Here is a 12,083-nt window from a genome sequence, read left to right as displayed (position 1 = left end):
GTTCAGCACTAGGTGATCGCAAACCCGGTGGAGCGGGTGACGCCACCCGGACGCCACCCGGCAGCCACACCCCGTACGCCGCGCGCCGCTCCCGCGGTCAGCGGCCCTGGTTCGCCACGCCCGCGATCGCCGCCTCGGCCGCGGCCGGGTCGAGGTAGCGACCGCCCGGGTTCGTCGGGCGCAGGTCGTCGTCGAGGTCGTAGACCAGCGGGATGCCGGTCGGGATGTTCAGCCCGGCGATGTCGTCGTCGGAGATCCCGTCGAGGTACTTCACGAGCGCGCGCAGCGAGTTGCCGTGCGCGGCGAGCAGCACGGTCCGACCGTCCCGCAGGTCCGGCACGACCGACTCCTCCCAGTACGGCAGGAACCGCGCGACGACGTCGGCGAGGCACTCCGTCAGCGGCGCGTCGACGCCGGCGTAGCGCGGGTCGGCGTCCTGGGAGAACTCGCTGCCCTTCTCGATGGGCGGCGGCGGGGTGTCGTAGGACCGGCGCCAGAGCATGAACTGGTCCTCGCCGAACTCGGCCAGGGTCTGCTTCTTGTCCTTGCCCTGCAGCGCGCCGTAGTGCCGCTCGTTGAGCCGCCAGTCGCGCTTCACCGGGATCCAGTGCCGGTCCGCCGCGTCGAGCGCGATGTTCGCGGTGGAGATGGCCCGGCGCAGCAGCGAGGTGTGCACGACGTCCGGGGCGACGCCGGACTCGCGCAGCAGCTCGCCACCACGGCGGGCCTCGGCCTCGCCCTGCTCGGAGAGCGGGACGTCCACCCAGCCGGTGAAGAGGTTCTTCGCGTTCCAGTCGCTCTGGCCGTGGCGCAGCAGTACGAGGGTCGGCATGCGCCACAGCCTGCCAGCTAGGCCGCGCCGAGGTCTCGCAGTACGTCCGCGAACGTGTCCACCAGCACGTCGGTCTCGTCCCGGGTGATCACCAGCGGCGGCGAGATCCGGACGGTGACGCCGTGCGTCTCCTTCGCCAGCACCCCGCGGCGGGCGAGTGCGACGCAGACGTCCCGTCCGGATCCGAGCCGCGGGTCGACGTCGACGCCGAACCACAACCCCGCCCCGCGCACGGCGGTCAGCCCGGGCAGCTCCCGCAGCCGCGCGCCCAGGTGCGCACCGAGGTCGCGGGCCGCCGCCTGGTACTCCCCCGTCGCGAGCAGCCCGCACACCGCGGACCCGACGGCCGCCGCGAGCGGGTTCCCGCCGAAGGTCGAGCCGTGCTCACCGGGACGCAGCACGCCGAGCACGTCACGCCGCCCGACGACGGCGCTGACCGGCAGGATCCCGCCGCCGAGCGCCTTGCCGAGGGTGTAGAGATCGGCCCGGATCCCGGCGAGGTCGCTGCACAGCGTCGCGCCGGCCCTGCCGAGCCCGGACTGGATCTCGTCGCAGACCAGCAGGACGTCACGGCGCGCGGTGATCTGCCGGACGTCGCGCAGGTACCCCTCCGGCGGGACGATCACGCCCGCCTCACCCTGCACCGGCTCGATCAGGACCGCGACGGTGTCGTCGGTGAGCGCCGCCGCCAGCGCCGCGGTGTCGCCGTAGGGGACGCGGTCGAAGCCCGGGGTGAAGGGGCCGAAGCCGTCGCGGGCCGCCGGGTCGTCGGAGAAGGAGACGACGGTCGTCGTCCGGCCGTGGAAGTTGCCACCGGCGACGACGATCCGGGCCGCACCGGGCCGCACCCCGCGCACCCGGTAGCCCCAGGCCCGCGCGACCTTGATCGCGGACTCGACGGCCTCGGCGCCGGTGTTCATCGGCAGCACGGCCTCGGTACCGGTCAGCCGGGCGAGCTCGTGCTGGAAGTCCGGCAGCCGGTCGTTGTGGAAGGCGCGCGCGGTCAGCGTCAGGGTGTCGAGCTGGCGGTGTGCGGCCGCGACCAGCGCGGGGTGCCGGTGGCCGAAGTTCAGCGCGGAGTAGCCGGCGAGGACGTCGAGGTAGCGACGGCCGTCGACGTCGGTGACCCAGGCACCCTCACCCGCGCTCAGCACGACCGGCAGCGGCGCGTAGTTCGCGACGCCGTACCGCTCGTCGAGCGCGATCCGCTCGGTGGTCGCACCGGTGCCGGTGCCGTTCTCCAGGACGGTCACGGTGCCTCCCGCAGCTCGAGGGTGCAGCACTTGATCCCGCCGCCACCGCGGCGGAGCTCGGAGGTGTCGACGCCGACGGTGCCGAACCCGCGCTCGGCGAGCTCCGCGGCGAACTTCTCGGCCTGGGGCGCGTGGACGACGGTGCGCCCGTCGGAGAAGCAGTTCAGGCCGAGCACGGCGGCGTCCTCCTCGCCGACGATCACGGCGTCCGGGAACCGGAACCGCAGGACCTCCTGCGACGCGTCGTCGAACGCCGACGGCAGGTAGGCCACCGCACCGGGCCCGCCCGCCGGGTCGAGCACGGCGAACGCGGTGTCCAGGTGGTAGTAGCGGGGATCGACGAGCTGCAGCGACACGACCTCGCGGCCGAGCACCCGGGCGGCCTCGTGGTGCGCCGCGGGATCGGTGCGGAACCCGGTGCCCGCGTAGATCGTGTCCCCGACGAGCAGCAGGTCGCCCTCGCCCTCGTTGACGGCCTCGGCCTCGCGCACGTCGAACCCGGCCGACCGGAACCACGCGCCGTAGGCGGGCCCCTCGGCGGCGCGCTCGGCGTACCGGAACCGCGCGGTGAGCGCGACACCGCCGACGACGGTGCCGCCGTTCGCGGCGTAGACCATGTCCGGCAGGCCGGGCAGCGGCTCGACCAGCCGCACGTCGAACCCGAGCTCGCGGTAGACGGCGTGCAGGTCCTGCCACTGGCGCACGGCCAGCGGGGTGTCGGTGACCTGCTCCGGCCGCATCCAGGGGTTGATCCGGTAGCTGACGGTGAAGTGGGTGGGCCGGCACATCAGCACCGACGGCGCGGGGCGGGCGCGGTCGTCGTCGGGGAGCGGCACGATCGGCTCGGCGGTCATGCGCACATCGTGCCGCGCATGACCCGTGCGTTTCCCGTCCTGCTGCGCACGATCAGCGCGTGCTGTACCGATCTGGCGCGCGGATCTAGCATCCGACGCCGTGAACGAGATCGACGCGACCGACCGGAAGCTGCTGGACCTGCTGCGCATCGACGGCCGGGCCGGCTGGGCCGAGCTCGGCGAGCGCGTGGGGCTCTCCGCGTCCGCCGTGCGGCGGCGGGTGGACCGGCTCACCGCGCGCGGGGTGATCACCGGTTTCGGCGTCCGCGTCGATCCCGGCGCCGAGCGGGAACCGGGGGTCGAGGCCTACGTCGAGCTGTTCTGCCGCGGCACCGTGGCGCCGAGCGAGCTGCAGCGGATGTTGTCGGCGGTGCCCGAGGTGGTGACGGCCGGGACGATCACCGGCGAGGCCGACGCGCTGGTCCTGCTGCGCTCGCGCGACGTGCGCTCCCTGGAGGACGCCCTGGAGCGGCTCCGGATGGCGGCGAACGTCGACCACACCCGCTCGGCCGTCGTCCTCACCTGGCTGGTCTCTCGTTGAACTCCCGCCGCGCCGGGCGTACCGTCTGAGTTGAGAGTTCAACTTCTTGGGAGCCACCGATGCCCGTGCAGCGCCTGAACCACGCCGTCCTCTACGTCCGCGACGTCGCCCGCAGCGTCGCCTTCTACACCGACACGCTCGGCTTCCGCACGGTCGTCGAGCTCCCGGGCGGGCAGGGCGCGTTCCTGCAGGCCGCCGGCTCGTCGAACGACCACGACCTCGCCCTGTTCGGGATCGGGGACGGGGCGGGCGCCTCGCAGGCCGGGCGCGGCACCGTCGGGCTCTACCACCTGGCGTGGGAGGTCGACACCCTCGCCGAGCTCGCCCGGGTCGGGCAGAAGCTGCAGGAGGCGGGTGCCCTCGCCGGCGCCTCCGACCACGGCACCACGAAGGCCCTCTACGCCCACGACCCGGACGGGCTGGAGTTCGAGGTCTGCTGGCTGGTGCCTGCCGCGCTGATCGACGGCGGGGACGGGATGCGGACCGCCCGGCTCGACCTCCAGGCCGAGATCGACCGCTACGGCGCCGACACCCCGGGCGGGATCGGCGTCTCGGTGCCGGCCTGAGCGTCCCCGGGCGGGGTCAGGACGGTTCGGACAGGTCGACCCGGTAGCCGGACCGCGCGGAGAACCGGGCGGTGACGGAGAACCGGTCGCCCCGCACCAGGGTGTGCCGCCACTCGACCGGACGGTCCCCGGAGAGCCCGAGCCGCTCGATGGACAGCGCGGCCACGCCCTCGCCGATCCCGAGCAGCTCCTGCTCGCCGCGGCCCGGGATCGTCGCGCGGATGTTCTCGCTGCCGCCGTCGACCCGGATCCCGCAGCGACGCCGGTACTCGGGATAGATGCCGGTGTGCGTGAAGTCGATGTCGAGCAGCGGCGCGGCCAGGTCCTCCGGCAGCCACACCCGGTCGACGGCCAGGGGCTCGCCGTCGGCGAGACGCAGGCGCTCCAGGTGGACGAGCGGGGTGGACTCCTCCAGGCCCATCCGGGTCGCGATCACCCCGTCGGCCCGCACCTCGAAGGTCCGCACGACGCTGCGCTGCGTCCGCCCGGCCGCCTCGACGGCGACGTAGAGCGAGTACGGCTCGTCCAGCGGCTGCTCGATCGGCGCCGGCCCGGCCGGCCGGGCGACCCGGCCGCGGCTGGCGACGACGGCGCCGTCCTCCCGCATGCGCCGCAGCGCCTCGCGGACGGTGTAGCGGCTCACCGAGTACTCGGCGGCGATCGCGAACTCGCCGGGCAGGGCGGCGTCGAACTCGCCCTCCTCCAGCCGCCGGCGCAGGTCCGCCAGCAGCTGCTGCCACAGCGGCGTCCCGTCGCCGCGGACCAGGGTCCGCCCGCCCATCACCGTCACCTCTCGTCGCCCGGTCACGACGTCCGGGGTCCGCACACCGTAGGCGAGCACGATCGGCTCACCCGCGGGTGGCACGCTCCCGGCGCCGGGTGAGCACGACACCGACCATCACGACGGCCGCCGCCACCGGAACGACGAGATCGGCCCCGGGGCCTGACGCGACACCCCCTCCCAGGGGCATGCTGGTGCCCCCTGACCAGGAGGTGCCCGTGCTCGACCACCTGTCGCTGCCCGTCCGGGACCCGGACGCGTCGGCCCGCTTCTACCTGCAGGTCTTCGCCCCGCTCGGGCTGTCGGAGATGATGCGGTTCCCCCGCGACGGCGGATCCGTCGTCGCGATCGGCGGCACGGACGGGCAGCCCCGGTTCTGGCTCGGCCCCGGCGGGCCCGCCACGCCGCCGGAGCTGCACGTCGCGCTCGCCGCACCGGACCGGGCCGCGGTGGACGCCGTGCACGAGGCCGCGCGGGCGGCCGGCACCGAGGTGCTGCACGCGCCGCGGCTCTGGCCCGAGTACCACCCCGCGTACTACGCGGTGTTCCTGCGCGACCCGGACGGGCACAACGTCGAGGCGGTCTGCCACCGCCCCTAGCCTGGACGCCATGTCGTTCACCGGGGAGCTGCGGGAGTCGAGCACGACGGCGTGGGACGCGGCGGTCGGGCACCGCTTCGTCGACGAGCTGTGGGACGGGTCGGTGGACCGCGACGTCCTGCGGCACTACCTGGAGCAGGACCTCCAGTTCGTCGACGCCTTCCTCGCGCTGCTCGGCGCGGCCGTCGCGGACGCGGACCGGCCGGCACCGCGGGTGCGGCTGGCCCGGCAGCTCGGGCTCGTCGCCGGGCCGGAGAACGACTACTTCGAGCGCTCGCTCGACCGGCTCGGCGGCACGAGCGCCCCGGACCGGCGGGCGCCGACCGTCGGGTTCGTCGACCTGATGGGCGAGGCACGCGACGCCGGGTACGCCGAGGCGCTCGCGGTGCTGCTCGTCGCCGAGTGGCTGTACCTGGACTGGGCGACGCGGCCGGGTGCCACCGCGCCGGACGACGCGGTCTGCCGCGAGTGGATCGACCTGCACCGCGGCATCGAGTTCGAGGAGTGGGTGGCGTTCCTCCGCGACGAGCTGGACCGGGTCGCCGACGCCCTCGTCCCGGAGCGGCGCGAGCGGGTCGCCGCACTGTTCGTGCGCGCGGTGGACCTGGAGCTGGCGTTCTTCGACGCCGCCTACGAGCTCTGACCCCCCGGCCACTCTGTCTGCTCACCGATTGCGGGAGTGCTCGCCGGATCGGGTGAGCGCGGACGGAACCGGTGAGCGTCCGGGTCCGCCCCCGCGCGGCACGGCGGGGGTCGGTGGCAGGGTCGGGGGTGTGGGGGACTGTCGGCGGGCCGTGGTGGTGGGTGCCGGGATCGCGGGGCTGAGCTGCGCGATCCGGCTGCGTGAGCGGGACTGGTCGGTACGGGTGCTGGCCGACGTCCCGGTGGAGGGGTCCACCTCGCACCTCGCGGCGGCGGTCTGGTTCCCGACCCGCGCCGGGCCCCGCGACAAGGTGCTCGACTGGGGCCGGCGGACGTTCGACGCGCTCGCCGCACAGGCCCGTGCCGGCGTGCCGGGCGTCGTCATGCGGGAGTCGCTGACGCTGTACCGCGCGGAGCCGGAGCCGCAGTGGTGGGCCGCGGCCGTCGACGGGGTCCGCCCCGCGCGGCCCGACGAGCTCCCGCCCGGCTATCGGCACGGGCTGCGGTTCGCGGTGCCGCTGGTGGAGATGCCGGTGCACCTGCCGTGGCTGGCCGGCGAGGCGCAGCGTCGCGGGATCGTCCTCGAACGCCGTCGCGTCGCGTCGCTCGCGGAGGCGGGCGGCGGGGCGGACCTCGTCGTGAACTGTTCCGGGCTGGGGGCGCGCACGCTGGTCGGCGACACCTCGGTGACCCCGGTGCGCGGGCAGATCGTGCGGGTCGCCAATCCCGGTCTCGCCCTCTCGGTGCGCGACGAGCAGCATCCCGGCGGCCGGGCGTACGTCCACCCGCGCGAGCACGACTGCATCCTCGGCGGCACCCTCGACGAGGGTGTCTGGGACGCCACCCCGGACCCCGCGGTCGGCGCGGCGATCGTCGGACGCTGCGCGGACATCGCCCCGGCGCTGCGCGGCGCCGAGGTCCTCGAGCACGTCGCCGGCCTGCGTCCGGCCCGCCCGGAGGTGCGGCTGGAGGCCGAGGACGCGACCGGGGACACCCCGCGGGTGATCCACGACTACGGCCACGGGGGCTCCGGGATCACGCTGTCCTGGGGCTGCGCCGACGACGTCGCCGCCCTCGCCGAGCCGGCCTGAGCCGTCCGGCGCCCGGGTGTCGTGACCCTCCGTCCACAGGCGATCCACATGTGGATGGTTCCGTCCACGATCGGCCGTCACCCCCGCACACGGTGTGTGGGACGACAATCCCGGGCATGAGCGAACACGTCGTCGTCCTCACCACGACCGACAGCGAGGCCGCCGCGCGAGAGCTGGCCGCCGGTGCCGTGGAAGCACGGCTCGGGGCCTGCGCCCAGGTTCTCGGGCCGGTGACCAGCGTCTTCCGCTGGGACGGTGCGGTGCAGACGGAGGCGGAGTGGCGGGTCGAGATCAAGACAGCCGGGGACCGCGTCGACGCGCTGACCGCGCACCTGGTGGAGCGTCACACCTATGACGAGCCGGAGATCATCGCGATGCCGGTCACCGGGGGCAGCACCGGGTACCTGTCCTGGGTGGTGGGAGAGACCCGCTGAACCGCTCGCACGGATCGCGCCGACGCGGGTACGTTCGCGCCACGTACGACCGGTCGACGTGCCTGGAGGCGAACGTGACCGAGCACCTGCCCCGGAGCGCCGTCGCCCGGATCAGCTTCCGGTCCGGCACGGCCGCCGAGGTCGAGCGGTTCGCCGCCGAGCACTACGCGGCGACCTCGGTCCGGGACGTCCCGGGCGGACGCGGGTTCGAGCTCGGGCACGAGACCCTCGCCGCTCCCGGGTTCTCGCTCAGCGAGATGTGGCTCTCCCTCGGGCTCGACGCACTGGTGGACCCGGTCGACGAGCACTACGTCGTCGACCACGTGCGTGCCGGCCGGATGCTGTGGGAGACCGAGGCGTTCGGCACGCTGCGGCTGGGCCCCGGGGACATCGCGGTGATGCCGCCGTCGGGCCGGTTCCACGACCGCGTCGAGGAGGCGGACCTCGACGTCGCGGCGCTCGACGCCCGGATCGTCGCCGAACTCGCCGAGCAGGTCCACGGTGTCCCCGCCGAACGGTTCCGGCTGACCGGTCTGCTGCCCGTCTCCCCCGGCCACGCCCGCGACTGGGACCGGACCGTGGTGCACGTCCGTGACCGGCTGCTCGGCAACCCGATGCTGGTCGAGAGCCCGATCCTGCTCGACGCCGCGCTCCGGATGCTGGTCGGCGCGTTCCTGGTGACGTTCCCGAGCACGGTGCTCACCGACGCCGCCCGCCGCAACCGGACCTCGGTCGCCGCACCCCCGGCCCGCGTCACCCGGGAGACCGTCGAGTACCTGCGCACCCACGCCGGTTCCCCCGTCGGTCCGCTCGATCTCGTCCGCATGACCGGCGTTCCGGCGCGCGACGCGGCGGCCGGGCTGCGCCGGGCGGGCGCCGATCCGGCCGCGGTGCTCTGGCGGAGCCGGCTCGACGGCGCCCGGCGTGACCTCGTGGCCGGTGACCCCGTCCTGATCCCGGACCTCGTCGACCGGGTCGCGGCGCGCTGGGGCTTCGCCCGCCCGGACCGCTTCCGGATCACCTACACCCGCGAGTACGGGGAGACCCCCGAACGGACGGCGCGGCGCTGACACTACTTGCTCAGCAGGAAAGTAGGATGGACGGCGCACCTGCCGAGCAAGGAGGGTCCCCCATGACCACCCCCACCCCCGACGACGCCGCGGTCGCAGTCGCCGAGGTCGACGCCGCCCGGGGCGCGGTCGGCGCCGCCACGCACCGGAGCCTGCCGGTCGTCCTCGCCGCGACGTCCGTGCTGACCTTCCTCGACTTCGCCGTGAAGGACGAGATCGCCGGCCCCCGCCGGCGCGCCGCAGCGACCGTGCTGATCCAGACCGCGATCGCCGGGATCGGCCTGCTCGACGCCCGGGCCGGCCAGGTGAACCCGTACGCCGTCGCGACCGGGCCGGAGCCCGCACGGGGCGCGCGGCTCGCCGCGGTCGGCCTGGGCTGGTACGCCGCCGAGCGGCTGGCCGTGCACCTGCTCCGGCGCAGCAGCCTGACCAGGCCGAACACGGTCGCGGGCCTGCTGCTCGCCGTCACCAGGCCCGCCGGGACGCTGGTCACACTGCGCATGCTGCCGCGGGCGGACGGCCGTGCCTGAGCCCGCCGCCGACTCCCGCCTGGTCCCGCTGCTGCTCGACCCGACCCGCCTGCGGATCGCCGCCACCCTCGTCGCGGCGGGCGAGGTCGAGTTCGGCTTCGTCCGCGACCGTGTCGGCCTGTCCGACTCGGCGCTGTCGAAACAGGTGAAGGCCCTCACCGGGGCCGGCATCGTCACCTCCCGCCGTGAGCCGTCGGGCGCCGCGCGGCGCACCTGGCTCCGGCTCACGACGGAGGGCCGCGAGCAGGTCGGGACGCACATCCTCGCGCTGCGGGAGATCTCCTCCGGGGGCGACCCCGGACCCGCCTGACCCGTCGGCGTACCCCCGCCCCCTGGCCGGAACGCCTGCTCACGCTCCGGCAGTGGACAGCGACCGACTTCCTGGCCACTATGCGATATGCAGTCGCCAGAAGGCGTCGGTGACAGGGGGTGAGGTCGGTGACGGGGGAGGCGCCCCTGGACCGGTTCGACGTGCGGTCGCGCGATCCCGAGTTCGCCCACGAGGTGATCCGCGAGGCGTACTTCGACCACGAGGTCCGGTTCCTCGGGTCCACCGAGGACTTCGAGTTCGCCCACACCGGCGTGGTGGCGCCGCAGTTCATGACGGTCCGCTTCGAGTACGCCATGGCTGCCCGGCTCCGGTCGGGGGCGTCCCCGCAGGACCTGGTGATCGACACCGTGGCGACCGGGCGGCTGGCACTGAGCGACGGGCCGGACGTGCTGCGGGTCTCCCCGGGCGAGCCCGTACTGATGCCCACCGACGGGGCGGGCTGGGACTTCGAGATGGCCGCCGTCCAGGTGGACGCGGTCGTGCTGGACCGCACCACCGTGGAACGTGCCGCCGAGTCGCTGTTCGAGGTCGACGGGCCCGGGCCGGTGTTCCCGTCGCGGACCGCGGCCTCACCGGAGTCGGCCCGGTACTGGAACGGCGTCGTCGCCCACGTCCGGGACGCGATCCTTGCCGACGACGAGGTGGCGTCGAGCCCGCTGGTCCTGGCCGAGGCCGCCCGGTCGCTGGCGACGGCCGCGCTGGTGGCCTTCCCGAACTCGGCGCGCACGCGGTTCGACGACCGTGCCCGCGACGGCTGGTCGGGCCCGGCGGTCCTGCGGCGGGCGCTGGACTACGTCGACGAGCACGCGGGCGAGGACATCGGTGTCGCCGACATCGCCCGCGCGGCCCGGATCGGGGTGCGCGGACTGCAACACCTGTTCCGCAGGCACCGTGGCCGCACGCCGCTGGAGGAGCTCCGCCGGGTGCGGCTCGCCCGCGCACACGCCGACCTCCTGGCGGCCGACCCCACCTACGGGGACACGGTCGGCGCGATCGCCGCACGCTGGGGCTTCGGGCACGCGGGCAGGTTCTCCGTGGAGTACCGGAAGGTCCACGGTCGCGCGCCCTCCGAGACCCTGCGCGACCGGCCGCGTACGGCGCAGCGGAACCGGCCGGGCTGACGGTCCGGACGCCCCGTCGCCGTCCGGATCACGGGTCGCGTTGCGCCTGCTCGATCTCGCGCTGGTCGCGGTCGGCGGCGCCGCGGGCACGGTCCGCCGCACCGGTCACCCGGTCCCGGCCGGCGGCTTCGCGGTCCGCGGCGGCTCTGCGCCGGTCCTCGGCGGCGGCGGCGCGGTCGGCCGCCAGCAGCCGTAGCTCGTGGAGGAGCTCCGTCCGCCGGACGTAGTGCTCCCCCACCTGGCGGATCAGGTGGGCGAACTCCGGCCTCGCGGCGTCGAGCATGCTCCGGTCGACCTCGCGGTCGACCTCGGCCTGCTCCCGTCCACCCGAGGCCGGGCCGTCGGCGTCCGGGGCGCCGATGACGTGACCCTCGTGGTCGGCCGGGAGCGCGCCGGCGAGGAGTGCGGCCTGGCGGGCCGCTGCCGCCCGGTCCCGCTCCGCCGCGTGGTCGTCGCGCTCCTTCGCGGCACGTGCCAGACGCTCGGCGCCGCGGTCGCGCGCGTCCGCGTCGTGGTCGGCCTGTGCCGCCCGGCGGTTACGCGCCTCCTCACGAGGATCGTCGTGGTCGGTCTCGGACCGTCTGACCTCGTCCATCGCTGTCGCACCTCGATACGCGGTTCCGGTGCCTGCCAGCGTGGCCCGGTCGTCGCTCCGGAGCAATGGCCCGGCACCGTGCAGTGGATCGTCGCTACTCCCGAAGACACACCGCCCCGCCACCGGATCGCCGCCCCTCTCGCCGGAAGACCCACCCCGCGACGCACCCCGGCCCTACAGTCGGGAAGTGCCCACCGCTTCAGCGACGATCGCGTTCCTGCTCGCCACCGCGGTCTTCGTCGTCGTTCCCGGTCCCAGTGTCTTCTTCATCATCGGTCGAGCCATCGCGCTCGGCAGGCGTGCGGCACTGGCCACCGCAGCGGGCAACCTGGTCGGGGTGCTGGTGATCGTCGTTGCGGTGTCGCTCGGCATCGGGGCCCTCGTCGAGCGGTTGGCCATCGCACTCGTCGTACTGAAGTTCGCGGGCGCCGCATACCTGGTCTGGCTCGGAGTCCGGGCATGGCGTCATCGGGGTCGGACGCCCGGCCTGACGGAGGGGGCGGTGGAGCCCGTCGATCACCACGCCTTCCGGGAGGGCGTGATCGTCGGACTCACCAATCCGAAGGCGCTCGTGTTCTTCGCCGCCGTCCTGCCGCAGTTCGTCGACCCCGGTCAGGCCGGTCCGACAACTCAGATGCTGGCGCTCGGCCTGCTGTTCTGCGCTCTGGCCTCGGGGATGGATGCGGCGTGGGCGTTCGGGGCCGGCACCGCCCGCGCCTGGTTCGCCCGCTCCCCACGACGTCTGCGCACGATGGGGGGTGCGGGAGGTCTGATCATGATCGGGATGGGGGTCGGCGTGGCTGCCACAGGTCGTCAGCCCTGACCGAAGCCGGGACGGTGTCG

The 12,083-nt window shown here is 74.6% G+C and carries 17 protein-coding genes; 11 read left to right on the top strand and 6 right to left on the bottom strand.

All coding sequences use genetic code 11. The features are described 5' to 3' along the window. Positions 1–97: 97 nt before the first annotated feature. From PP1_RS19765 to ddaH, 3 genes are read right to left on the bottom strand one after another with little or no spacing between them, the layout of a single operon-like run. Positions 98–832, bottom strand: a complete 735-nt coding sequence (locus tag PP1_RS19765) for a phosphoglyceromutase (RefSeq protein ID WP_010232264.1) — start codon at positions 830–832, stop codon at positions 98–100. Positions 833–849: 17 nt separating this feature from the next. Then, positions 850–2,085: an ornithine--oxo-acid transaminase gene (gene rocD / locus PP1_RS19760; protein ID WP_010232265.1), complete on the bottom strand. Its 1,236-nt coding sequence runs from the start codon at positions 2,083–2,085 to the stop codon at positions 850–852. After that, positions 2,082–2,939 carry a dimethylargininase gene (ddaH, locus tag PP1_RS19755; protein WP_010232267.1) on the bottom strand — a complete coding sequence of 286 codons (858 nt, stop codon included), beginning with the start codon at positions 2,937–2,939 and terminating at the stop codon, positions 2,082–2,084. Before ddaH ends, rocD begins: the two co-directional genes overlap by 4 nt. A 100-nt stretch (positions 2,940–3,039) precedes the next feature. Between ddaH and PP1_RS19750 the strand changes: the two genes are divergently transcribed. Together PP1_RS19750 and PP1_RS19745 are read left to right on the top strand one after the other, a co-directional pair. Then, complete coding sequence (locus PP1_RS19750) at positions 3,040–3,480, top strand: Lrp/AsnC family transcriptional regulator (RefSeq protein ID WP_010232268.1); 441 nt, start codon at positions 3,040–3,042, stop codon at positions 3,478–3,480. A 59-nt stretch (positions 3,481–3,539) separates the two neighbouring features. After that, entirely contained in the window at positions 3,540–4,046 is a 507-nt protein-coding gene (locus PP1_RS19745; protein ID WP_010232270.1) for a VOC family protein, read from the top strand. A 16-nt stretch (positions 4,047–4,062) separates the two neighbouring features. Here the strand turns inward: PP1_RS19745 and PP1_RS19740 are convergent, their stop codons facing one another. Together PP1_RS19740 and PP1_RS19735 are read right to left on the bottom strand one after the other, a co-directional pair. Next, complete coding sequence (locus tag PP1_RS19740) at positions 4,063–4,827, bottom strand: GntR family transcriptional regulator (protein WP_050802404.1); 765 nt, start codon at positions 4,825–4,827, stop codon at positions 4,063–4,065. Positions 4,828–4,894: 67 nt separating this feature from the next. Next, positions 4,895–5,017, bottom strand: coding sequence for a hypothetical protein (locus PP1_RS19735; RefSeq protein WP_283161940.1), 123 nt, complete (start codon positions 5,015–5,017; stop codon positions 4,895–4,897). Here PP1_RS19735 and PP1_RS19730 point away from each other — a divergent pair. The 8 genes from PP1_RS19730 (at position 5,016) to PP1_RS19695 (ending at position 10,645) form a co-directional block, all read left to right on the top strand. Further along, positions 5,016–5,426, top strand: coding sequence for a VOC family protein (locus tag PP1_RS19730; protein WP_010232272.1), 411 nt, complete (start codon positions 5,016–5,018; stop codon positions 5,424–5,426). The two genes, PP1_RS19735 and PP1_RS19730, sit on opposite strands and share 2 nt — an antisense overlap. Before the next feature lie 10 nt (positions 5,427–5,436). Further along, the gene (locus PP1_RS19725) at positions 5,437–6,069 is read left to right on the top strand and encodes a TenA family protein (RefSeq protein ID WP_010232274.1); all 633 of its coding nucleotides are present in this window, start codon (positions 5,437–5,439) and stop codon (positions 6,067–6,069) included. 130 nt (positions 6,070–6,199) lie between these two features. Continuing rightward, complete coding sequence (locus PP1_RS19720; protein ID WP_139323976.1) at positions 6,200–7,159, top strand: FAD-dependent oxidoreductase; 960 nt, start codon at positions 6,200–6,202, stop codon at positions 7,157–7,159. A 116-nt stretch (positions 7,160–7,275) separates the two neighbouring features. After that, entirely contained in the window at positions 7,276–7,593 is a 318-nt protein-coding gene (cutA, locus tag PP1_RS19715; protein WP_010232276.1) for a divalent-cation tolerance protein CutA, read from the top strand. 74 nt (positions 7,594–7,667) lie between these two features. Continuing rightward, complete coding sequence (locus PP1_RS19710) at positions 7,668–8,663, top strand: helix-turn-helix domain-containing protein (RefSeq protein WP_010232279.1); 996 nt, start codon at positions 7,668–7,670, stop codon at positions 8,661–8,663. Between the two features lie 62 nt (positions 8,664–8,725). Beyond that, positions 8,726–9,193 carry a hypothetical protein gene (locus PP1_RS19705; protein ID WP_060574758.1) on the top strand — a complete coding sequence of 156 codons (468 nt, stop codon included), beginning with the start codon at positions 8,726–8,728 and terminating at the stop codon, positions 9,191–9,193. Then, the gene (locus tag PP1_RS19700; protein ID WP_010232282.1) at positions 9,186–9,503 is read left to right on the top strand and encodes a transcriptional regulator; all 318 of its coding nucleotides are present in this window, start codon (positions 9,186–9,188) and stop codon (positions 9,501–9,503) included. The genes PP1_RS19705 and PP1_RS19700 overlap by 8 nt, the downstream gene beginning before the upstream one ends. A gap of 128 nt (positions 9,504–9,631) precedes the next feature. Beyond that, positions 9,632–10,645, top strand: coding sequence for an AraC family transcriptional regulator (locus PP1_RS19695; protein WP_050802402.1), 1,014 nt, complete (start codon positions 9,632–9,634; stop codon positions 10,643–10,645). A 28-nt stretch (positions 10,646–10,673) separates the two neighbouring features. Here the strand turns inward: PP1_RS19695 and PP1_RS19690 are convergent, their stop codons facing one another. Beyond that, positions 10,674–11,240 carry a hypothetical protein gene (locus PP1_RS19690; protein WP_075314749.1) on the bottom strand — a complete coding sequence of 189 codons (567 nt, stop codon included), beginning with the start codon at positions 11,238–11,240 and terminating at the stop codon, positions 10,674–10,676. A 187-nt stretch (positions 11,241–11,427) separates the two neighbouring features. Between PP1_RS19690 and PP1_RS19685 the strand changes: the two genes are divergently transcribed. Further along, entirely contained in the window at positions 11,428–12,063 is a 636-nt protein-coding gene (locus PP1_RS19685) for a LysE family translocator (RefSeq protein WP_010240799.1), read from the top strand. Positions 12,064–12,083 lie beyond the last annotated feature (20 nt).

Source organism: Pseudonocardia sp. P1 (assembly GCF_000178675.2).
Lineage (GTDB): Bacteria > Actinomycetota > Actinomycetes > Mycobacteriales > Pseudonocardiaceae > Pseudonocardia.
Note: the sequence above shows the minus strand (reverse complement) of the source record. Positions and strands in the feature narration are given on the sequence as shown.

Excerpts from the sequence above, each read along its gene's own strand:
- PP1_RS19765 (WP_010232264.1), bottom strand. The coding sequence starts at position 832 with ATGCCGACCCTCGTACTGCTGCGCCACGGCCAGAGCGACTGGAACGCG.
- ddaH (WP_010232267.1), bottom strand. The coding sequence starts at position 2,939 with ATGACCGCCGAGCCGATCGTGCCGCTCCCCGACGACGACCGCGCCCGC.
- PP1_RS19745 (WP_010232270.1), top strand. The coding sequence starts at position 3,540 with ATGCCCGTGCAGCGCCTGAACCACGCCGTCCTCTACGTCCGCGACGTC.
- PP1_RS19740 (WP_050802404.1), bottom strand. The coding sequence starts at position 4,827 with ATGGGCGGGCGGACCCTGGTCCGCGGCGACGGGACGCCGCTGTGGCAG.
- PP1_RS19730 (WP_010232272.1), top strand. The coding sequence starts at position 5,016 with ATGCTGGTGCCCCCTGACCAGGAGGTGCCCGTGCTCGACCACCTGTCG.
- PP1_RS19735 (WP_283161940.1), bottom strand. The coding sequence starts at position 5,017 with ATGCCCCTGGGAGGGGGTGTCGCGTCAGGCCCCGGGGCCGATCTCGTC.
- PP1_RS19725 (WP_010232274.1), top strand. The coding sequence starts at position 5,437 with ATGTCGTTCACCGGGGAGCTGCGGGAGTCGAGCACGACGGCGTGGGAC.
- cutA (WP_010232276.1), top strand. The coding sequence starts at position 7,276 with ATGAGCGAACACGTCGTCGTCCTCACCACGACCGACAGCGAGGCCGCC.
- PP1_RS19705 (WP_060574758.1), top strand. The coding sequence starts at position 8,726 with ATGACCACCCCCACCCCCGACGACGCCGCGGTCGCAGTCGCCGAGGTC.
- PP1_RS19690 (WP_075314749.1), bottom strand. The coding sequence starts at position 11,240 with ATGGACGAGGTCAGACGGTCCGAGACCGACCACGACGATCCTCGTGAG.